Below are 19683 nucleotides of genomic sequence, written 5' to 3'. Positions count from 1 at the left end.
AGTGGTTATCTTCAGTTCAATAAAATGATTCGAAATATGGACAGCGCAATTCAGCGGAAAGTGGATCAATGGTTGCAGGGCAATTATGATCAGGATACAAAAAACAGCATTCAAAAGCTTCAGCAGGAGGACCCCAAGGAGCTGGCGGATGCATTTTATCAGAACCTGGAATTCGGAACCGGTGGGCTCCGGGGCATTATGGGAGTAGGTACCAACCGGATGAATAAATATACCATAGGAATGGCCACGCAGGGGTATGCCAATTATCTCCTGCAATCTTATCCGGGCGAAGAAGTGCGGGTAGCCATAGCGCACGACAGCCGGAATAACAGCCGCTTCTTTGCGGAAACAACGGCCCACGTTTTTGCAGCGAACGGCATCAAAGTATTTCTGTTTGAAGCACTTCGGCCAACGCCCGAACTTTCATTTGCGATCCGCACGTTAAAATGCCAGGGCGGCGTGGTGTGCACGGCCTCGCATAATCCTAAAGAATACAACGGGTACAAGGCCTACTGGAACGATGGCGGGCAACTGGTGCCGCCGCACGATAAAAATGTGATCCGGGAAGTGGAAAAAATCGCTTCCGTGGATGATGTGAAATGGAGCGGGGGAGATGCCAATATCACGTTGATCGGAAAAGACATCGATGAACAATACATCGAAATGGTGAAAGGACTGAGTGTATTTCCGGAAGTGATCGAAAAGCAACGTGATCTTAAAATCGTATATACACCCATACACGGTACGGGGATCACGCTGGTGCCCCAGGTGCTGGACCGATTCGGTTTTAAAAATGTACATATCGTAGAAGAGCAAAAAACGCCGGATGGAAATTTTCCTACCGTAGCCTATCCCAATCCTGAAGAAAAGGAAACCATGAGCATCGGGCTTGCAAAGGCCAGGGAACTGGACGCGGATATCCTGCTGGGGACCGATCCGGATGCGGACCGTGTGGGCATCGGTATTAAGGATAACCACGGGGAATGGGTGCTGATGAACGGGAATCAAACGGCAGTGCTGGCATTTAACTACCTGCTGGAAGCACGGAAGGAAAAAGGGATCGCACAATCCAATGATATGATCATTACTACCATTGTAACCACCGGTATGGTAGACGATCTGGCGGCGGGTTATGGAGTGCATTGCTACCGGGTACTGACCGGTTTTAAATGGATTGCTGAAATGATCCGGGAAAAAGAAGGGAAGGAGTGTTATATCACCGGCGGGGAAGAAAGTTTTGGCCTGATGATTGGCGATAAAGTACGGGATAAAGATGCCGTAAGCGCCGTGGCCCTGCTCTGTGAAATGGCCGCCTACGAAAAGAATAATGGGAAGACCTTATTTGATAAACTCATTGAGTTATACGTAAAGTTTGGATTTTATAAAGAAAAGCTCATTTCCATTACCAAAAAAGGTATGGATGGTCAGCAGCAGATTGCAGCTATGATGCAGGACTACCGGAACCATCTCCCCAAGGCCATCAATGGCATTAAGGTAGTGCGGGTGCTGGATTACCAGAGCAGTCAGTCAACCGATCCGCATACAGGCGACGTTGCCGAAATTCATCTTCCCAAATCGAATGTATTGCAGTTTGCGCTGGAAGACGGCAGCCTGGTATCGGCCCGTCCCAGTGGTACCGAACCGAAGATCAAATTCTATTTCAGTGTAAAAGAAAAGCTGGAACGTGCAGATGAGTTTGATGCGGTAGATCAACAGCTGGATGCCAAAATTGAAGGCATCATTGCAGATCTGAAACTGAATTAATACCATAACAAAATATAAAATGCGGCGGTATCCATGGATGCTGCCGCATTTTATATTTTAAAAGGACCTAGCCGGCCGCTTTATCCTTTGTGCCTTCTTCGCTCCAGCTGCCGATACTGGGCCAACCCCAATGGTCTTCGTCTGCATACGCAAAATCATGCTGATGCTTTTCCGGAATGGCACCCTTGATGAGGGCGCCCGGAGGAATAGACGGGTAGATCTCTTCAAAAGTAAACATGGAGGTAAGACTGATCCGGCGGTAAACATGCGACCGGGTTATGTCCTGCATCTTGCTTAAGCCGGCAGCACCCATCAGCTCCACAAATGTTTTTACCGTATACTTATGATAATTGGCCACCCGCAACTTTTTATCGTCCACGACCAAACCTTTTGTTAGCTTAGGATCCTGTGTGGCTACTCCCGTGGGGCAACGGTTGGTATTGCATTGCAACGCCTGGATGCAGCCTACGGCCAGCATCATCGCCCGGGCGCAGTTACAGGCATCGGCACCCAGTGCAGCGACCCGTGCAATATGAAAACCCGTCATGATTTTACCGGAGGCAATGATCTTTATATGCTGACGGATATTCAATCCCCGCAGGATGTCATCTACAAACGCCAACCCATCCAGCAGCGGGGCGCCTACATAGTTGGAAAATTCCTGCGGTGCTGCTCCGGTACCACCTTCTCCGCCATCAACCGTAATAAAATCGGGATATGTATCCTGGCTGATCATGGCTTTACAAATGGCGATGAATTCGCTCTTATGGCCAATACATAATTTAAACCCCACCGGTTTACCTCCGGAAAGTTCCCGTAGTTGCTTTATGAAACCGATCAATTCCCGGGGAGAACCAAACGCTGTATGATAAGGGGGCGATTCCACCGTGGTACCCGGTTGTATATGCCGGATGCGGGCAATTTCGGGCGTGTTTTTAGCCGCGGGCAAAATACCCCCATGCCCTGGTTTAGCACCCTGAGAGATCTTGATCTCGATCATTTTGACGTTTGCAATCTGGGCTTTTTCGGCAAACAGCTCCGGTGAGAAATTTCCCTGTTCGTCCCGGCATCCAAAATAACCGGTTCCGATCTGCCAGATAATATCGCCGCCCTGTTTAAGATGGAAATCGCTCAGGCCTCCTTCGCCGGTGTTATGGGCAAAATTGCCGATTTTGGCACCACCGTTCATGGCCTCTACTGCGTTGGAACTAAGCGAACCGTAACTCATTGCTGAAATATTCAAAATGCTCCCGCTATAGGGTTGTTTACAGTCCTTGTTGCCAAACAGCACCCGCGGATTGTGATCGAGTGTGCGGAAATTTTTAGGAGCAATGGAATGACAGATCCATTCGTAGCCGGGCGCGTAAACATCCAGTTGCGTACCGAAGGGCATCGTATCGTTATCCAGTTTGGCGCGCTGGTATACGGTAGACCGGTCGATGCGGTTGATGGGCCGTCCGTCAATATCCGATTCGATAAAGTACTGGTAGATCTTTGGCCGCAGCTCTTCCATTACATAACGAAGGCGGCCAAAGATGGGATAGATCCTACGGATCGTATGCCGGGTTTGCAGCATATCATAATACCCCATACAGGAAAAGATCAGCAGTGCACCAAAAATAACATACCAGTTCTTGCTGATATACCAGGAAAGCAGAAAGGTAATGACCAGCGCAAGAATGGAAATGACCAGGAATGTTCGCCTCATAAAAAAAAGGTTATGAATTACCAGCGAAAGTAATAAGAAACGAACAATTATTAGTTTCCGGTATGCGGTATCAACATATATGCGCCGGCCAGCTCACATTCCTGCATGAAAACGGTTGCTTTTAACCAAACATTCCCTCATCGGCAAAGCTGTAATAACCTTCGTCGCTTACAATAATATGATCCATTACCCGGATGTCGAGGAATTTTGCGGCTTCGCGGATCTTAGTGGTTAGGTATTCATCGGCCTTGCTGGGGGAGAGGTTGCCGGAGGGATGGTTATGGGCAAGGATGATGCCTACTGCATTTTTCTCCAGTGCTTTTCTTAGGATGATGCGGGGATCGGCTACCGTGCCGGTGATGCCGCCTTCGCTAACCACCTCAAAATGAATTACGGCGTTGTTCCGGTTAAGGAAAATAACAGCAAAAACTTCGTGCATCAGGTCTTTCAGCCGGCTTCTCAGGTATTCCCCGATCTGTTTGCTGGTATTCATCATCGGTCGTTGGGGCAATGCGCCGGTTTGCCTCCTGCGGCCCAGTTCCAGCGCTGCGTTAAGCATGATGGCCTTGGCCTCACCGATTCCCTTTATTTTCATGAGTGTTGCAATGCTTTGTTTACCCAGCTCATTCAGGTTATCGTCGCTGAGTTTCAGGATCTCTTTGGCAAGATCCAGCGCCGATCGTTCGCGGGTACCGTTGTTGATAAGGATTGCCAGCAACTCTGAGTTACTAAGCGTACTGGCACCGCGGGTCATAAGCTTTTCACGCGGACGGTCGTCTTCCGCCCAGTTCCGGATGGCGTTGGTGTTTTTCATCTATACAAGGTACAGAATGTTTATTGTTCAAAAAATTTTTTTTAATGACCGATTTTGCTTGGAATTTTGCCGCGGTTATTAATATCTTCGCCGCTCATTTATATAACAAATGGAGTCTCCGTTTTCAAATATGCATTCAGCCAAAATTTTTGCCGGTACGGCATCGCGCCAGTTAGCAGAAGAAATCTGCCAAAGATATGGCTGCCAGTTGGGTCAGATCCATACACAGCGCTTTAGTGATGGCGAGATTTACGTGAATTTTCTTGAAAGTGTTCGCGGTGATTATGTATTTCTGGTACAGAGTACTTATGCACCTTCGGATAACCTGATGGAATTGCTTTTAATGATCGATGCTGCGAAACGCGCATCCGCCTATAAAGTGATCGTGGTAATGCCCTATTATGGGTATGCCCGCCAGGACCGGAAGGACCGGCCGCGGGTGGCAATTGGTGCCAAACTGGTTGCCAATATGTTAACGGCCGCCGGTGCAGACCGGATCGTTACGATGGACCTGCACGCCCCCCAGATCCAGGGCTATTTCGACATTCCAATGGACCATTTGGACAGCCATGCAGTTTTTATCCCTTATGTAGAGCAATTACAGCTGGAAAACCTTACCTTTGCAGCCCCTGACGTAGGCGCAACGAACCGGATCCGGGAAATTGCATCCTATTTCAATGCAGAAATGGTGATTTGCGATAAGCACCGGAAACGGGCCAATGAAATTGCCAGCATGCGGGTGATCGGGGATGTAGAAGGCCGGAATGTGGTGATCATTGATGACATTTGTGATACAGGAGGTACCCTGGCCAAAAGTGCGGGCCTGCTGATGGAAAAAGGAGCGAAGAGTGTAAGAGCCATGATCACGCACCCGATTTTGAGCGGTAAAGCATACGAAAATATTGAAAACAGCGTGTTGGATGAACTGGTAGTATGCAATACCATTCCGCTTCAGAAAATAACCCCGAAGATCCGGGTGATTTCTGTAGCCAACTTATTTGCAGTTGCAATTAAGCACGCGTTTGAAAATAAGAGTATCACAAGTTTGTTTGTACACTCGAATCTGAGAACGTCCAATCCATAGTAAATTAAAACAATATCATAAAATGAAAACAATTACAATCGAAGGACAACTGAGGACCGAATTTGGCAAAAGAGCCACCCGCCAGATCCGCTCTCAGGCTGCTGTGCCTGCTGTAATTTACGGGGGTGCCAAGGAGATCAATTTCAGTGCGCCGGCGGCAGCATTTAAAGGACTGGTGTATACACCCAACTTTCAGCTGGCAGAAGTGAAACTGGATGGTGCTACTTACAGATGTATTTTAAAGGACCTGCAGTTTGATAAAGTTTCCGACGAACTGATCCACGTAGATCTGTTAGAATTGATCGACGACAAAAAAGTGGTTGCAACGATTCCGCTGAAATTCACCGGAAGTGCAAAAGGGGTTAAAGATGGCGGACGTTTTGTATCCAAGATCAAAGCGCTGAAAGTAAAAGCCCTTCCTAAAGACCTGAAGGAAGTGATCGAAGTGCCTGTTGATCATCTGGAAATCAACGGTAATATCCGTGTGGAAGATGTAAAAGCAGAAAATATCGAAATCCTGAACTCTCCACGTATTCCGATCGCATCTATCGTAATGACAAGACAGCTGAAACAGGAAGAAGCTGCAGCTAAAAAATAACTTTTTTTAACAAAGCATAAAAAAGCCTGCATCAAATTGATGTAGGTTTTTTTATTTTTAATATTTTTGATAAACGGGATGAAATATTTATTAGCAGGTTTAGGAAACATCGGAAATGAATATGCGCATACCCGGCATAATATTGGTTTTGATATCATCGCTGCATTTGTTCACAAACATGGCGGGGAATTTAGAAACGACCGGCTGGCGTATGTTGCAGAGGTAAAGATAAAAGGCCGTACCGGTATTTGCATCTGTCCGACCACCTACATGAATTTAAGTGGTAAGGCGCTTAAGTTTTGGCTGGAGAAAGAAAAGATTCCATTGGAGCGTTCTTTAACGGTTCTGGATGATTTGGCGCTACCTTTATCAAAAATGCGGATAAAGCCCGCGGGAAGCGACGGGGGGCATAACGGATTGAGGAGTATTCAGGCATTGTTAAATACAACTGCTTACCCAAAATTAAGATTTGGCATTGGCGATACTTTTCCAAAAGGCATGCAGGCCGAGTTTGTATTAGGTAAATGGAAAAAGGAAGAGGAGCCGCTGGTAAAATTGAAGATCGAAAAAGCGGTAGCAGCCATGGAAATATTCATATTTCAGGGCATCGAAGCTGCTATGAATGAAATAAATAGCAAAGAATTTACGTTGTAAAAGACAGATATAAATCCTACTGTATTATGAAAATTATTTGTATCGGGCGAAATTATGCGGCGCATGCCAGGGAACTGGGAAATGAGATTCCGGAGGAACCGGTAATATTTTTAAAACCGAAGAGTGCCCTTTTAAGGCCGCATCTTCCTTTTTATTATCCCGAGTTCACGAATGAATTACATTATGAATGCGAACTCGTGATCCGGGTGTCCAAAAACGGCCGGTATATCAACAGGAGATATGCGAATCAATATTACGATGCCATTACACTGGGAATTGATTTTACAGCGCGTGACCTGCAGAACGAACTGAAGAAAAAAGGACTGCCCTGGGAAAAAGCAAAGGCCTGGGATAATTCCGCCGTAATCGGCAAATGGAAGCCGGTGAATGATTTCGAAAACACTAAGAATATCAACTTCGGGCTTTACAAAAATGAAGAGCTGGTGCAACACGGCAATTCTTCAAAAATGATTCACCATTTTGAATCTATTTTATCGCACGTTTCCAAATACTTTACCCTGAATATCGGCGATATCATTTTCACCGGAACACCGGAAGGCGTGGGGGAAATCGTAACCGGCGATGTACTGGAAGGAATACTGGAAGACGAAAGTGTATTCCAGATCACCATTGAATAAAAACGTTATTTTTTTTGGGATGAAAGAATAGAACGCTATTTTTGCAACGAAGATTCAAAAAAATTGAAGAAACGGGATAAAATACAGCGTTTTCTGGGTTGGATGTTGCTGGTGATATTCACCATCAGCATTACCCCTAAAATTTATCTTCACGATGCCTTCTCGCATCATCAGGATCAGCAGTTTAGCCGCACGGGTAATCAGGAGCAAACTATCCGGACCTTTGAATACAGCTGCGGATTTATAAATATAGAAGGTACAACTCCTTTTCTGGAAGCCACCGTACCTGTTCTGGCAATCGCGCCCGTTCCGGAAAATGGATATCCTGTTGAACCCACTGCCGGTATTTGCTACCGTTTTTCTGCACAAACTACATTAAGAGGTCCCCCCGCTATTATTTAATAAAAAGCTTTCCGGGAAAAAACACACCTGGTGAAACGGTTTTTCTAAAAAACCACATTTTTCTATTTTATTAAATATAGTGATGCAAAAGAAAATATTAGGACTGGTTGTCCTGCAATGGTTCATTTTTATTATCGGAAATGCGGCCCCGCTTGTTAAAGAGGATCCGGCACCGGCGGGATCGCTTAAAGGAGTGGTAACAGACGATGCTACCGGGCAGCCATTACCCGAGGCAACCATTTCATTTCCCGATTTAAAAACGGATGTCACCGCCGATAATGATGGTGCCTATTTTATACGATCCATGCCCAACGGGCGGTACACGGTTTCCGTATCCTTTATAGGATACCGCTCATTTGTGGGTACGGTTGTTATCAATGGCGCCACGGTGCAGGATTTCAGATTAAAAGTGTCGGTAGTTGAAAATGACGCCGTGGTGGTTACCGGAGTATCGGCTTCCACGCAGCTCAAGCATACGCCCACACATATTTCCGTACTGTCGCAAAAAGAATTGCAGCAATCTTCAGGAACAGGATTGCTGGATGCGGTGGCAAAAGTACCCGGAGTAGCCATCATTACCACCGGACCGGCCATTGCAAAGCCTTCCATCCGGGGGCTTGGCTACAACCGGGTGGTTACCTTAAATGATGGGGTACGCCAGGAAGGACAGCAGTGGGGCGATGAGCATGGGATTGAAATAGATGAATACAGCGCGCAGAAGATCGAGATCCTGCGCGGGCCGGCTTCGCTGATGTATGGAAGTGATGCCACCGGGGGCGTGCTGAACATACAAACCAATATCCCGGTTCCGGAAAATACCATAAAGGCCAATCTTTCCGGAAGCCTCAACAACAACAATCGCATGCAGGGCGGCTACGCCAATGTGGCGGGAAACATCAACGGGTTTAACTGGAATGCGTACGGAAGTGTAAAAACTGCCGGGGATTATACCAATAAATATGATGGAAGTGTGCTCAACAGCCGCTTTAATGAAAAGAATGTGGGCGGATACCTGGGGCTTAACAGGCAATGGGGATATACCCACCTCGTTTTTTCAAATTTTGATCAGCATGTAGGGCTGGTAGAAGGTGAACGCGATGAAGACGGCCGTCTTGTGTTAGACGGATATGCGGCGGGGGATCAACAACTGGAAGGCCGGCGCCCGCTGATTCCCAGTCAGCGGATCCAGCACTTTAAAGTTGCACTGGATAACAATTTTACTTTTGATAACGGAAGCCGTATTACAGCCCTGGTTGGTTTCCAGCGGAATCAGCGGCAGGAGTTTGGGGATGTTGACAATCCCAATGTTCCGGAAGCCTATTTTGATTTAAAAACCATCAACTATTCGGCCGCCTATCACTGGCCGGTTATGAATGGCTGGAAAACATCATTGGGTTTCAACGGCATGCGCCAGCAGAATCAGAACCGGGCGGAGGAGGCCCTGATCCCGGATTATCAGCTGTTTGATATTGGTGCGTATGGGTATACCACTAAAACCATCAACAAAACCACCTTAAGCGGGGGGCTACGGTTTGACCACCGCACGGTAAACAGCAAGCTGACGCTGGAAGACGGGGAAGAAAAGTTTCAGCCGTTTTCCAAAAAGCTATCCAGCTTTTCCGGTAGTATCGGACTGGCGCAGGACCTGAGCGAACAGGTAACATTAAAGGCAAATGTGGGAAAGGGATTCCGGGCACCTAATATGGCCGAGCTGGCTGCAAACGGCGTACATGAAGGTACCTTCCGGTATGAGATCGGCGACCGGAACCTGAAAAGCGAAGATGCCTATGCTTTTGACCTGGGACTGGATGTAAACACGCAACACGTTTCGTTGAATATTTCGCCCTATTTCAACCTGATCAATAATTACATTTATTATCAGAAACTGCTTACCGGTTCGGGAACGGATTCGATGATGAGTGATGTGACGGCCTACCAATTTACGCAACAGGATGCCCGTTTGTTTGGGTTGGAAGCTACGCTGGATATACACCCGCACCCGCTGGACTGGCTGCATTTTGAAAACGCTTTTAGCTGGACGAAGGGCTCGTTTACCAAAGCAGTGGATGGCTCAGACAATCTTCCGCTGATTGCACCGTTGCGGTTGCTGACGGAACTGCGCGCTGAGTTTCCCACACAGCTAAAGGCCTTCCGTAATTTTTATGCCAAGGTAGAAATGGATAATGTTGCGGCCCAGGAGCATTTCTTTTCCGGTTATAACACGGAAACAGCTACACCGGGATATACGCTCTTTAACGCAGGGCTTGGAAGCGACCTGTACTGGGGCGGACAAAAAAGAGCCACTGTTGTGCTGGCGGTGAATAATATTGGGGATGTGGCGTATCAGCAGCACCTGAGCCGGTTGAAATATGCGCCTGAAAACCCGGTAACCGGACGTACGGGCGTATTTAACATGGGCAGGAATTTTACCGCAAGACTAATCCTCCCGTTTACCTGGAAAATTAAATAGCAGATCTGTAAGTATATTTGTTGCAGGAAATATATAACCTGCAATAAATAATGATAAGATCACTTTTACTTTCAACAGTTATCCTTATGGCTGCATTAACGGCTGCAGCCCAGGATCAGCAACGGTTTCATGTATACGATCCGGCAGCAAACGCGCGGGAGGGCATCCGGAAAGCCGTGGCCCAGGCAAAAAAAGAAAACAAACATGTACTGGTTCAAATCGGTGGTAACTGGTGCATCTGGTGTGCGCGGTTTGATCAGTTTTCAAAAACAGACCGGAGCGTTGATTCCGTTTTAAAACGCTCCTATGTCGTGTATCATCTGAACTACAGCAAAGAAAATAAGAACCTGCCCGTTCTGGCTGCATACGGCTTTCCCCAGCGGTTTGGTTTCCCGGTATTCCTGGTACTGGATCAGGAGGGGAAACGGATTCATACACAGAATTCGGGATATTTGGAAGACGGAAAGGGATACAGTACAGAAAAAGTGTCTGATTTTTTAGCCAATTGGGCACCGGATGCACTGAACCCTGCAAAATATAAAGAATAATTTTCCAACCCCAAGCCGCTGTATGAACCCTGCCTCGTTTTTTAAAGTCTTAAAACATCCTGTAAAATTCAGGATGTTTTTATTGTCGAAACTACCGCTCGCGTTGTTCGCGGGTTTGCGCATCCGTACGGTAAATTCCAGGCAATGCGTAGTTAGTATACGTTACTCCTGGATGAATAAAAATCCGTTTCGCTCCACCTACTTTGCCGCATTGGCTATGGCTGCCGAATTAAGTACCGGTGTACTGGCAATGGCCGCCACATTAGAACGCCCGGTAAAAGTAGCCTTATTGGTGGTAAAGCTGGAGTCGGAGTATTTTAAGAAAGCAACCGGTAACACCCTGTTTACCTGTAATGATGGCGATGCGTTGCAGAACACGGTTCAAAAGGCCATCGATCAAAAACAGCCGCAACAATTTACAGCAACTTCCACCGGCATAAACGAGCAGGGAGAACCCGTGGCTATCTTCCGTATCACCTGGTCTTTTAAGGCAAAAGCAGGTTAAAGAAACAATAAAGGGTCCCGGATGTAAAATTCTTTTTTTATCTTGTTGCATTAAAAATCTTATCCAACAATTAAAGAGATACAATATGAAAATTGCTTTCCATGGCGCTGCGCAAACGGTAACCGGATCTAAACACCTCATTACACTGAAAAATGGTAAAAAGGTATTATTGGATTGCGGCATGTACCAGGGGTTGGGAGACCAGACGGATGCGCTGAACCGGGACTTTGGTTTTGTAGCCAGTGAAGTGGATGTAATGATCCTCTCGCATGCACATATCGATCACTCCGGACTGATACCCCGGTTGGTAAAGCAGGGTTTTCGCGGAACGATCTTCTGTACGCCTGCCACAAAGGACCTTACAAATATTTTGTTGATGGACAGTGCCGAAATACAGGAAAGCGATATGCGTTTCCTGGAAAAGAAAAGGCAGGGCATGGCTCCCGATCTGTTGCAACCGCTATACACCCTTGAAGATGCCAAGAAGGCAATGGAACTGTTTGAACCAAAGGAATACGGTGCCTGGTATGATGTAACAGATGGCGTAAAAGCAATGTTTACGGATGCCGGCCATATTATCGGAAGCGCCTGTGTGCACCTGCGCATTCAGGAAGACAGCAAAGAAACACGTATTACGTTCAGCGGGGACCTGGGCCGCTACCGCGATGTGATCCTGCGGTCGCCCGAGGTATTTCCCCAGGCCGACTATATCATTATGGAATCCACCTATGGCAACAGTTTACATGAAGATATAAAGGATACACCCGAGATGCTGCTGGATTGGATCCGGAAGGTTTGCGTGGAGCGGAAGGGGAAACTGATCTTCCCTGCTTTCAGTGTTGGACGTACACAGGAGATCCTGTATGCATTGAACCAATTGGAGGCACAGGGCGTACTTCCGAAGATCCCGTTTTATGTAGACAGTCCGCTTAGCATTGAAGCCACGGACGTTGTAAAACGGTTTCCCCTGTATTTTAACCGGCAGATTCAAAACGTGTTAAAAAATGATGATGATCCGTTCAGTTTCCCGGGGCTCACCTATATCAAATCGGTGGATGAATCCAAGGCCCTGAACTTTAAAAACGGACCGATGGTCATTATTTCTGCCAGCGGCATGGCCGATGCAGGAAGGGTAAAGCATCATATCAGTAACAATATTGAAAACTCGCGGAATGCTATTGTGATGACCGGGTATTGCGAGCCGCATTCGCTGGGCGGCCGTTTGCTGAACGGGGTAACGGAAGTAGGGATTTTTGGAGTGGAGCACCAGGTAAACGCCGAGATCGGGCAGATCCGGAGTATGAGCGCTCACGGTGATTATGAAGACATGAGCCAGTGGCTGGCCTGCCAGAACCCGCAGGCGATAAAACAACTATTCCTGGTACATGGGGAGCCCGATGTACAGGTGGCATTTAAACAACGATTGATAAAAAAAGGATTTGTAGACGTCTTGATCCCGGAACGGCATTTTGAAATCGGGCTGGCCTGAGGCTGACAATGCTGTAACAACGGCAAAATACCGGTTTACCTGTATTTTCTGATTTCTTTAAGGGGGGTATTTTCGCGTCAAATGTAAACCTCATGCGAATGACCCGATCCGGCTGGTTATCCGGCCCGCTGCTGGCAGCTGTAGTTGCCACAGGCCTGTGCTTTTCCTGTAAAAAGGATGACACTATAAAATTTACGCCTCCGCTCAATGACCATTCGCTGCCCTCTGCAGCGGTGTATAATGTGAAAGTATTGGAGGCCGGTGAAAAAAAACTACGCTTTTCCGTAGACCTTGCCGTGTTTAAAGACTCTAAAAACATGGAGTATGGATTTGGTACCGGTCAGTTCAGGATCGATACCTTCCTGAGCGCCTATGCCTTTAAGCAGGTTCGCGCGGTGCTTTCCGGAGGCGGTACGGGCACCCGTTATTCATCCATCATGTTGATGGATCAAAGTGGCAGCACCGGCAGTACGGATCCGGACGATCTCCGGATCGATGCCGGAAAGATCTTCTGCCGGAATATGGCGCAGGAGCATGAATCCTGGGTTTGGTGGTTTTCCGATGAGTACAAGGCCGTGGGTGCCGGTTTTAAGTCCGATACGGCGGCGCTGGTTAAAGATGTGGAAAGTGTACGCAATCTTGGAAAAGGAGGCACCAACCTTTACGGTGCCCAGTATGCGGCAACAGACGCATTGATAAAAAAAGGAACCAAACAAACAAAAGCCCTGCTTACGTTTACCGATGGAGAAGATAACCGGGGTGTAAAAACAAGCGCCCAGGTAGTGGCGTTTGCAAAAGGCAATGCTGTGCGGCTGTATAACGTAGGACTCGGTGCCTCCTCTGATGAATACCTTTATGACCAGGCCGTTGCTACCGGCGGTGCATTCATGTACGCGAAAGACGCCCAACAATTGATCAGTATGTTTGGAAACCTGGGCCGGCTGCTGGATGGTTCTGCAAAATTCTATTCAGTAGAGTGGGAGATGACACCAGTAGGGAGCGGCCGGGTGATATCAAAGGGGACTTACGATCTTATATTGAAAGTGGTAACGCCGTACAATTATACCATTGATGTGCCGGTTACCGTCCGGTATCAGTAAAAAGATGATACGGTTTTTTGAAGCGGTTTAACTTTGTTGAACCGCTTCTTTTAATTTTTGCAACACGCCTGTCTGCAGCATCTTTTCTGCTACATAGATCATATTGCAAAAGGCGGTAGCCTTTGAAATACCATGTCCGATGATGACGGGTTTTTCAATTCCGAGTACCGGTGTGCCGCCATAGATCTCAAAATTGAAACGGTTTAAATAGGCATTCTCCAATCCTTCGTTCCTGGAGATATCATAGATGGACTCGGCAAGTTTCAGAATGATATTACCGGTAAAGCCGTCGCAAACCATTACATCGGCTTTGTCGTTAAAGGTATCGCGTCCCTCAATATTTCCAATAAAGTTAATGGTGTTGTTGGCTTTTAAAAGCGCATAAGCGCTCTGGGTAAGCAGGTTGCCTTTGCCTTCTTCTTCGCCTACATTTACCAGTCCTACTTTAGGATCTTCAATGTCCAGGATGTGTCGGGCGTAAACAGCCCCCAGGGTTGCAAACTGGTTCAGCTGCTCCGGTTTACAATCGGCGTTAAGACCTACATCCAGGATCAGTCCGGTGCGGCCGCCTTGTTTGGGAATGATGGAAGAAATCACCGGGCGCAGGATCCCTTCAATGGTTTTCAGATTGAATAAGGCGCCAACCAGCATAGCACCCGTATTACCGGCACTGATAAAGGCATCAGTTTTGTCCTGTGCCAGGTGTTGAAACCCGGTGGCAATAGAGGAGTGGGGCTTTTCTTTTAATGCCTTTGTGGGGTGCTCCTGCATATCGATGACCTGTGTGGTGGGTACGATCCGGATAGAACCGGTTGGGATATCTTCCCCGGCAATGATTTCATTTAACACAGCCTCGTCTCCAAACAGGGTTAATTGTACCGCTCCGCTTTTATTTTCAGAAAGATATTTTTTAATCCCACGCAATGCCTCAAGCGGGGCAAAGTCACCCCCCATTGTATCAATACCAATATTCATCATATACGGACTAAAATTAAAAATTCCAAATACATTACCAACCAAAGGTCGTCAATGAATTTGGAATGAACAAGTTAAGTAAACTGGACTTAACGTTTTTTTTAAGCTTTTGAAGGCGCTTTTTCAGCAACAACTTTTCCTTTGTAAATCAGTTTTCCTTCGTTTACATAAGCACGATGGCGTACATGCGTTTCGCCGGTAGCTGCATCTGTTGTTAAGGTAGTTGAAGTGGCTTTATAGTGAGTCCTGCGTTTTGCGCTTCTTTGCTGGCTGTGCCTGCGTTTCGGATTTGGCATAACTAATGAAATTAAATAGTTCTAAATTATTATTTCTTCTTTTTATACAACTTAATTGTCCAGGTCCCTGAATTTCTCCAGGTCTTTCCAGAGCGGGTTGCTATCCTTTTTGGATTTGGCTTCCGCCTCCAGTTTATTCAGCATTTTCAACGCTTCGGGGTTGCATTGCGGCCCGTCTGCATTGTCAAAACCACAGGTCTTGTACATCGGGATACTCAGGTTTATGAATTCATAAATCCAGTCTTCCACGTTCAGATGACTTTCGCCCCGGCTGATATAGTACACGTCAGGATCATCTTCCTGGTCGTTCATCAGTTCGGGTTCTTCCACTATTTTCACTGTGATGATAAATTCATCCCAAAGATCCAGCGAAATGGTGTTGTTGCAGCGATCGCAAACTACATCCAGTTTGCCACCTACCTCAAATTTCAGCATCATAAAACTGCTCTTTTTATCAAGCGACAGTTTTATATGTGCGTTACAATTGGTAAAATCCTGCTGTTGAAATGCCTCAAAGAACCTGTCTGTTATTTCATAGTCGAACTCATGAACTCCCGGTTTTAAACCCACAAAGGCGATATCATACTCTCTTCGGTAAGCCATGGCTCAACTCCTCCCTGTATTTAGGGATGCAAAGGTATATAAATTATCTGAAACTGCCTAATCGGCAGTGGATAAGTTTGAAAATTGGAGCAACCGGTGCGGATTTCAGCCTTGCCGGTCTGTTTCATTTTCATTACGGGAAGATCCCCAGCTCCGCATAAGTTGTAGCTACCTTATTGATTGCCACTACATAAGCTGCCGTACGCATATCCGGTATTTCGGGGTTGTTGCGCCATTCTTCCATAATTTCCCGGGTAGCGCCAATCATGGTTTCTTCCAGTCCGCTGTACACAAGGTCTACCTCATCTGCACCATGCATGATCATTTTACGGTTCTTTTCCGCTACTTTTTTCCCGGAGAGATGCTCGAGCTCTTCCAGGATGGTTGTATTTACATTTTCCGTAAACCGTTTTTCCAGGCGGCCATACCGTACATGACTCAGGTTTTTCAGCCACTCAAAATAAGACACCGTAACACCACCGGCATTCAGGTACATATCCGGTACTACCAGCACCCCTTTTTGAAGGAAGATCTCATCTGCTTCGGGTGTTAACGGGCCGTTGGCCGCTTCCCCGATGATCTTTGCTTTTATGCGCGGTGCATTGTTTTTATCGATCACATTTTCGAGTGCCGCCGGAATCAGGATATCGCATTCCAGTTCCAGTGTTTCCAGTGAGCTCTTATGATTCGTAGCGCCGTTAAAGTTAAGAATAGACCCGGTACGTCTCCGGTGCTGGAACACTTCTTCCACGTCCAGCCCGTCCGCATTGCTGATACCCCCTTCATACTCGGCAATACCTACAATAAGCGCGCCCGCTTCCTGAAAGAATTTAGCGGTATGGTAACCTACATTTCCAAGGCCCTGTACAATTACTTTTTTACCGGTGACACCTGTTTCCAGTCCGAGTTTCGCCATTTCTTCCGGCATATTACAAACTTCCCGGATGCCAAAAAATACACCGAGTCCTGTCGCTTCCCGGCGTCCTCTTACGCCGCCCTGGCTTACCGGCTTACCGGTTACGCATCCGGCCGCATCAATTTCCTGCGGATTCATGGCGCTGTAGGTATCTACGATCCAGGCCATTTCCCGTTCGCCCGTACCATAATCCGGAGCGGGCACATCTGTAGCCGGGCCGATAAAATTTTTCTTGATCAGCTCCGATGTATAACGGCGCGTGATCTTTTCCAGTTCATAGGGGGTATAGTTCTTCGGGTCGATCTTGATGCCACCTTTACCGCCACCAAAAGGCACGTTTACAATGGCACATTTATACGTCATCAGGGCCGCCAATGCCATTACCTCATCCTGTGTTACCTGCATGGAAAAGCGGATCCCTCCTTTACAGGGTGTTTTGTGATGTGAATGCTGTACGCGATAGGCTTCGATCACTTCGATGCTCCCGTTTTCACGTTTGATGGGGAAGCGCATCCGGTATACCGAATTACAGGCGCTGATCTGCTCCAGTAATCCTTTATCCCATTTGGTGAATTTCGCTGCCTTATGGAAGCTTTTTTCTACGGCTTCAAAAAAATTGTACTGAACTTCAGACATGATTTTTATATTTTCAAATTAGCAATTTACGCAACAGTCTTCCGCAGGGGTACCGCTTATTCGCCGGATTCCCGTTCCAGCTTTTTCAGCTTTTTTTCTACCCGGAACATATAAAGGAAGATACCCAGCAGGATCACCAGCAGTACAGCGATGACCACATAAATTCTTCCGTTGCTTCTCATCAGATTTTCAGAAGCGGGTTGTGCCATGGCGAAACAGGGCAAGGCCAGCATCAGGATAAAGGTGCAGAAGCGGGCAATAGATTTTTTCATTTTTTCAACAGCGATTTTTCTTTCAATAAATTGATGCGGATCTTTAATGTGGCGATCCATACGCCCAGCAAGGCCCAGCCGATGAATGCGGGATATTCTACCATGCGCATTTGCGGACTTACATCCTTAAAATTCAGTGCAGGGTTGCCCTCTTGCCCCGGGTGTAAACTGGGAAGCAATCTCGGAATGATAAAAATGGTGGGGAAAAGCATGGCAAAAGCGAAAATATTATACACCGCGCTCACCCGGGCTCTTTTATCCAGGTCGTTTATTGAATCTCTTAAGATCAGGTAGGCAAAATAGATGAGCAGCGCCACTGCCGTTCCGATCAGCTTGGGCTCCCGGGCTACAGCGCTGAACGACTGGAATGCCGGATTGTTCGGATCTGCCCAGGTATAACTGGCCCAGATGGCTCCGGTAGCATAGCCTAGCAGGCCGAAGAAAATGCCTACCGTGGCATAGTTTTTTGCGGCAATATCATATTTCAGATTCATGGTGCGCAGGTACCGGATGGAATGCACCAGCGAGCAAATAAAAAGCACCATCATTGCAGACCACATACCTACGTGGTAAAACAGGTTACGACTGGTTTCTCCAAGAATCGGAAGATTGGGAACTTTAATAAGCAGTCCGGCTACAAGCGCGTATACCAACAGGATGATACAGAGGAATTTCCACCACGTTTTATACATATTCAAGTCTTAACAGTACACCTTAGTATTCTACAAAACACAAAAGTAAGCGTAAAGTTGTTTATTCAACCAAATTTGCAAATTGCATAAAGAAAACCGGCTTCTTATAGAAATTCGGTAAGGCCTGGATCATCTTCTTCCGGTTTTGATCAATAAAAAATCGAATAATTGCCGGGATCTATAATTAAAAAAATGTGCAGGTTCCCGGGTGGTATCTGCATTAATCCCTCCATAAAAATGGAAAGAGGATCACCGAAAGCAGGGCTACCAGTATATCCAGCGCCACCAGTAACGCAATATCGTTCCAAAGGATGGTAAGATCGGGGTTAAATGCCGCGTTTGTAATTTTCATCAGCAGCATCAGCTGGGGCACAATGATGGGGAAGCCCAGTATGGCCATGATGGCTGCATTCTGCTGTGCTTTTGCAGCAATGGCTGCTAAAAATGTAAATACCATACTCAGGCTCCAGCCGCCCAGCAATACCAGGCCGGTAAAGGCGGAAATCTTTTGAACCGGGTTTCCCAGTAGTGCAAAAAAGAGGAGCAGGCTGATCAGCGACATCAGCAACATCAATACCGAATTAAACAGCAGCTTGGCCAGCACAAAATGAACAGGGGAGGAAATCGAGTAAAAATAAAGCATCCGTCCCCGGCTTTCCTGTAAAAAACTTTTGGCCACTGCATTGATACAAATGAAGAGCTGGATGACCCAGAAAAGTCCGTTCCAGATATTTCCCTCCGGTTCATCAATAACCAGGAAGAGTACAAAAACGGTTGCCGCTATGTATAATAAAATACCGTAAAAACTGTATTGCTGTCTGACTTCCAGCAATATGTCTTTTTTTATTAAATGTATAATTGGATGTTGTGACAAAATGATCCTCGCATTTAAACTTTATCAAAATAACATTTGCGGCAACGGGGTTCATAGGCATCTGTGGCACCCAGCATGATCTGCTCCTCATCCGGAATCTTCCGGTAAGAGTAAGTGGCGATGCTTCCGCATTTTACGCAAATGGCGTGCAGCTTGGTAATATAATCTGCTTTTGCCAGAAGATAGGGCATCTGCCCGAAAGGTTTTCCCGTAAAATCCATATCCAGTCCGGCCACAATTACCCGGATGCCCTGGTAAGCCAGGCGGTCACAAACATCGGGAAGTTCCGGATCAAAGAACTGGGCTTCGTCAATACCAATGACATCGGCGCCCTGGCCCAGCAACAGGATCTTTTGTGAATTATCGACCGGTGTTGATAAAATCGCATTGGTATCATGCGAAACAATACGTTCCTCATCATAACGGGTATCCATCGCCGGTTTAAATATTTCCACGTTCAGGTTGGCAAATTTAACGCGTTTCAATCTCCGGATCAATTCCTCCGTTTTACCGCTAAACATGGAGCCGCAAATGACTTCGATCCAGCCGCGACGGTCTCCTGTAAGATTCGGTTCAATAAACATCTGCTGTTTTTATTGGTACTACAACAATTTTTGGAGTGTTATTTGTATATTGCTATAGTTA

The 19683-nt window shown here is 46.7% G+C and carries 21 protein-coding genes; 11 read left to right on the top strand and 10 right to left on the bottom strand.

Annotated features, from left to right (window positions below; genetic code table 11):
• Nucleotides 1–36: 36 nt before the first annotated feature.
• Complete coding sequence (locus tag LQ567_RS06080; RefSeq protein ID WP_231003226.1) at nt 37–1764, top strand: phospho-sugar mutase; 1728 nt, start codon at nt 37–39, stop codon at nt 1762–1764.
• A 67-nt stretch (nt 1765–1831) separates the two neighbouring features.
• Here LQ567_RS06080 and LQ567_RS06075 read toward each other — a convergent pair whose 3' ends face one another.
• Both LQ567_RS06075 and radC read right to left on the bottom strand, forming a co-directional pair.
• Nucleotides 1832–3472 carry an FMN-binding glutamate synthase family protein gene (locus LQ567_RS06075; RefSeq protein ID WP_231003225.1) on the bottom strand — a complete coding sequence of 547 codons (1641 nt, stop codon included), beginning with the start codon at nt 3470–3472 and terminating at the stop codon, nt 1832–1834.
• Between the two features lie 121 nt (nt 3473–3593).
• On the bottom strand, nt 3594–4286 hold the full coding sequence (gene radC / locus LQ567_RS06070; RefSeq protein WP_231003224.1) for a RadC family protein: 693 nt from the start codon (nt 4284–4286) through the stop codon (nt 3594–3596).
• Nucleotides 4287–4416: 130 nt separating this feature from the next.
• Between radC and LQ567_RS06065 the strand changes: the two genes are divergently transcribed.
• The 10 genes from LQ567_RS06065 (at nt 4417) to LQ567_RS06020 (ending at nt 13774) form a co-directional block, all read left to right on the top strand.
• Nucleotides 4417–5370 carry a ribose-phosphate diphosphokinase gene (locus LQ567_RS06065; RefSeq protein WP_231003223.1) on the top strand — a complete coding sequence of 318 codons (954 nt, stop codon included), beginning with the start codon at nt 4417–4419 and terminating at the stop codon, nt 5368–5370.
• Nucleotides 5371–5392: 22 nt separating this feature from the next.
• Nucleotides 5393–5968, top strand: coding sequence for a 50S ribosomal protein L25 (locus LQ567_RS06060; RefSeq protein ID WP_231003222.1), 576 nt, complete (start codon nt 5393–5395; stop codon nt 5966–5968).
• 78 nt (nt 5969–6046) lie between these two features.
• Complete coding sequence (gene pth / locus LQ567_RS06055; RefSeq protein ID WP_231003221.1) at nt 6047–6622, top strand: aminoacyl-tRNA hydrolase; 576 nt, start codon at nt 6047–6049, stop codon at nt 6620–6622.
• A gap of 26 nt (nt 6623–6648) precedes the next feature.
• Nucleotides 6649–7260: a fumarylacetoacetate hydrolase family protein gene (locus LQ567_RS06050; RefSeq protein WP_231003220.1), complete on the top strand. Its 612-nt coding sequence runs from the start codon at nt 6649–6651 to the stop codon at nt 7258–7260.
• Between the two features lie 63 nt (nt 7261–7323).
• Nucleotides 7324–7662: a hypothetical protein gene (locus LQ567_RS06045; protein WP_231003219.1), complete on the top strand. Its 339-nt coding sequence runs from the start codon at nt 7324–7326 to the stop codon at nt 7660–7662.
• Nucleotides 7663–7744: 82 nt separating this feature from the next.
• A complete protein-coding gene (locus tag LQ567_RS06040) occupies nt 7745–10132 on the top strand; it encodes a TonB-dependent receptor (RefSeq protein WP_231003218.1) in 2388 nt (795 codons plus the stop codon).
• Between the two features lie 86 nt (nt 10133–10218).
• Nucleotides 10219–10680, top strand: coding sequence for a thioredoxin family protein (locus LQ567_RS06035; RefSeq protein WP_231003217.1), 462 nt, complete (start codon nt 10219–10221; stop codon nt 10678–10680).
• A gap of 22 nt (nt 10681–10702) precedes the next feature.
• Nucleotides 10703–11185 (top strand): DUF4442 domain-containing protein, encoded by a 483-nt coding sequence (locus tag LQ567_RS06030; RefSeq protein WP_317206831.1) that lies wholly within the window; start codon nt 10703–10705, stop codon nt 11183–11185.
• Nucleotides 11186–11270: 85 nt separating this feature from the next.
• Complete coding sequence (locus LQ567_RS06025) at nt 11271–12674, top strand: MBL fold metallo-hydrolase RNA specificity domain-containing protein (protein WP_231003215.1); 1404 nt, start codon at nt 11271–11273, stop codon at nt 12672–12674.
• A gap of 98 nt (nt 12675–12772) precedes the next feature.
• Nucleotides 12773–13774, top strand: a complete 1002-nt coding sequence (locus LQ567_RS06020; protein ID WP_231003214.1) for a vWA domain-containing protein — start codon at nt 12773–12775, stop codon at nt 13772–13774.
• A 27-nt stretch (nt 13775–13801) separates the two neighbouring features.
• Here LQ567_RS06020 and plsX read toward each other — a convergent pair whose 3' ends face one another.
• The 8 genes from plsX to LQ567_RS05980 form a co-directional block, all read right to left on the bottom strand.
• Complete coding sequence (gene plsX / locus LQ567_RS06015; RefSeq protein ID WP_231003213.1) at nt 13802–14752, bottom strand: phosphate acyltransferase PlsX; 951 nt, start codon at nt 14750–14752, stop codon at nt 13802–13804.
• Nucleotides 14753–14850: 98 nt separating this feature from the next.
• A complete protein-coding gene (gene rpmF, locus LQ567_RS06010; RefSeq protein WP_231003212.1) occupies nt 14851–15045 on the bottom strand; it encodes a 50S ribosomal protein L32 in 195 nt (64 codons plus the stop codon).
• Between the two features lie 51 nt (nt 15046–15096).
• Nucleotides 15097–15648, bottom strand: coding sequence for a YceD family protein (locus tag LQ567_RS06005; protein WP_231003211.1), 552 nt, complete (start codon nt 15646–15648; stop codon nt 15097–15099).
• Between the two features lie 133 nt (nt 15649–15781).
• Nucleotides 15782–17200 (bottom strand): Glu/Leu/Phe/Val family dehydrogenase, encoded by a 1419-nt coding sequence (locus tag LQ567_RS06000; RefSeq protein ID WP_231003210.1) that lies wholly within the window; start codon nt 17198–17200, stop codon nt 15782–15784.
• 56 nt (nt 17201–17256) lie between these two features.
• Nucleotides 17257–17472: a CcmD family protein gene (locus LQ567_RS05995; RefSeq protein WP_231003209.1), complete on the bottom strand. Its 216-nt coding sequence runs from the start codon at nt 17470–17472 to the stop codon at nt 17257–17259.
• Nucleotides 17469–18164 (bottom strand): cytochrome c biogenesis protein, encoded by a 696-nt coding sequence (locus LQ567_RS05990; protein ID WP_231003208.1) that lies wholly within the window; start codon nt 18162–18164, stop codon nt 17469–17471. The genes LQ567_RS05995 and LQ567_RS05990 overlap by 4 nt, the downstream gene beginning before the upstream one ends.
• A gap of 220 nt (nt 18165–18384) precedes the next feature.
• Nucleotides 18385–19038 carry a heme exporter protein CcmB gene (locus LQ567_RS05985; protein ID WP_262909557.1) on the bottom strand — a complete coding sequence of 218 codons (654 nt, stop codon included), beginning with the start codon at nt 19036–19038 and terminating at the stop codon, nt 18385–18387.
• A gap of 14 nt (nt 19039–19052) precedes the next feature.
• Complete coding sequence (locus tag LQ567_RS05980) at nt 19053–19622, bottom strand: thymidine kinase (protein ID WP_231003206.1); 570 nt, start codon at nt 19620–19622, stop codon at nt 19053–19055.
• Between the last annotated feature and the right edge of the window lie 61 nt (nt 19623–19683).

The organism is Niabella pedocola (assembly GCF_021044425.1).
In the GTDB taxonomy this organism is placed as follows: Bacteria; Bacteroidota; Bacteroidia; order Chitinophagales; family Chitinophagaceae; genus Niabella; species Niabella pedocola.
This window is presented reverse-complemented; position numbering and strand designations above follow the sequence as displayed.

What these genes read in the sequence shown, in the direction of transcription:
- LQ567_RS05980 (WP_231003206.1), bottom strand. Translation starts at nt 19,622, where the DNA reads ATGTTTATTGAACCGAATCTTACAGGAGACCGTCGCGGCTGGATCGAA.
- rpmF (WP_231003212.1), bottom strand. Translation starts at nt 15,045, where the DNA reads ATGCCAAATCCGAAACGCAGGCACAGCCAGCAAAGAAGCGCAAAACGC.
- LQ567_RS06005 (WP_231003211.1), bottom strand. Translation starts at nt 15,648, where the DNA reads ATGGCTTACCGAAGAGAGTATGATATCGCCTTTGTGGGTTTAAAACCG.
- LQ567_RS06030 (WP_317206831.1), top strand. Translation starts at nt 10,703, where the DNA reads ATGAACCCTGCCTCGTTTTTTAAAGTCTTAAAACATCCTGTAAAATTC.
- plsX (WP_231003213.1), bottom strand. Translation starts at nt 14,752, where the DNA reads ATGATGAATATTGGTATTGATACAATGGGGGGTGACTTTGCCCCGCTT.
- pth (WP_231003221.1), top strand. Translation starts at nt 6,047, where the DNA reads ATGAAATATTTATTAGCAGGTTTAGGAAACATCGGAAATGAATATGCG.
- LQ567_RS06050 (WP_231003220.1), top strand. Translation starts at nt 6,649, where the DNA reads ATGAAAATTATTTGTATCGGGCGAAATTATGCGGCGCATGCCAGGGAA.
- LQ567_RS06065 (WP_231003223.1), top strand. Translation starts at nt 4,417, where the DNA reads ATGCATTCAGCCAAAATTTTTGCCGGTACGGCATCGCGCCAGTTAGCA.
- radC (WP_231003224.1), bottom strand. Translation starts at nt 4,286, where the DNA reads ATGAAAAACACCAACGCCATCCGGAACTGGGCGGAAGACGACCGTCCG.
- LQ567_RS06025 (WP_231003215.1), top strand. Translation starts at nt 11,271, where the DNA reads ATGAAAATTGCTTTCCATGGCGCTGCGCAAACGGTAACCGGATCTAAA.
- LQ567_RS06000 (WP_231003210.1), bottom strand. Translation starts at nt 17,200, where the DNA reads ATGTCTGAAGTTCAGTACAATTTTTTTGAAGCCGTAGAAAAAAGCTTC.
- LQ567_RS06060 (WP_231003222.1), top strand. Translation starts at nt 5,393, where the DNA reads ATGAAAACAATTACAATCGAAGGACAACTGAGGACCGAATTTGGCAAA.
- LQ567_RS05990 (WP_231003208.1), bottom strand. Translation starts at nt 18,164, where the DNA reads ATGTATAAAACGTGGTGGAAATTCCTCTGTATCATCCTGTTGGTATAC.
- LQ567_RS06075 (WP_231003225.1), bottom strand. Translation starts at nt 3,472, where the DNA reads ATGAGGCGAACATTCCTGGTCATTTCCATTCTTGCGCTGGTCATTACC.
- LQ567_RS06035 (WP_231003217.1), top strand. Translation starts at nt 10,219, where the DNA reads ATGGCTGCATTAACGGCTGCAGCCCAGGATCAGCAACGGTTTCATGTA.
- LQ567_RS06040 (WP_231003218.1), top strand. Translation starts at nt 7,745, where the DNA reads ATGCAAAAGAAAATATTAGGACTGGTTGTCCTGCAATGGTTCATTTTT.
- LQ567_RS06080 (WP_231003226.1), top strand. Translation starts at nt 37, where the DNA reads ATGGACAGCGCAATTCAGCGGAAAGTGGATCAATGGTTGCAGGGCAAT.
- LQ567_RS06020 (WP_231003214.1), top strand. Translation starts at nt 12,773, where the DNA reads ATGACCCGATCCGGCTGGTTATCCGGCCCGCTGCTGGCAGCTGTAGTT.
- LQ567_RS05995 (WP_231003209.1), bottom strand. Translation starts at nt 17,472, where the DNA reads ATGAAAAAATCTATTGCCCGCTTCTGCACCTTTATCCTGATGCTGGCC.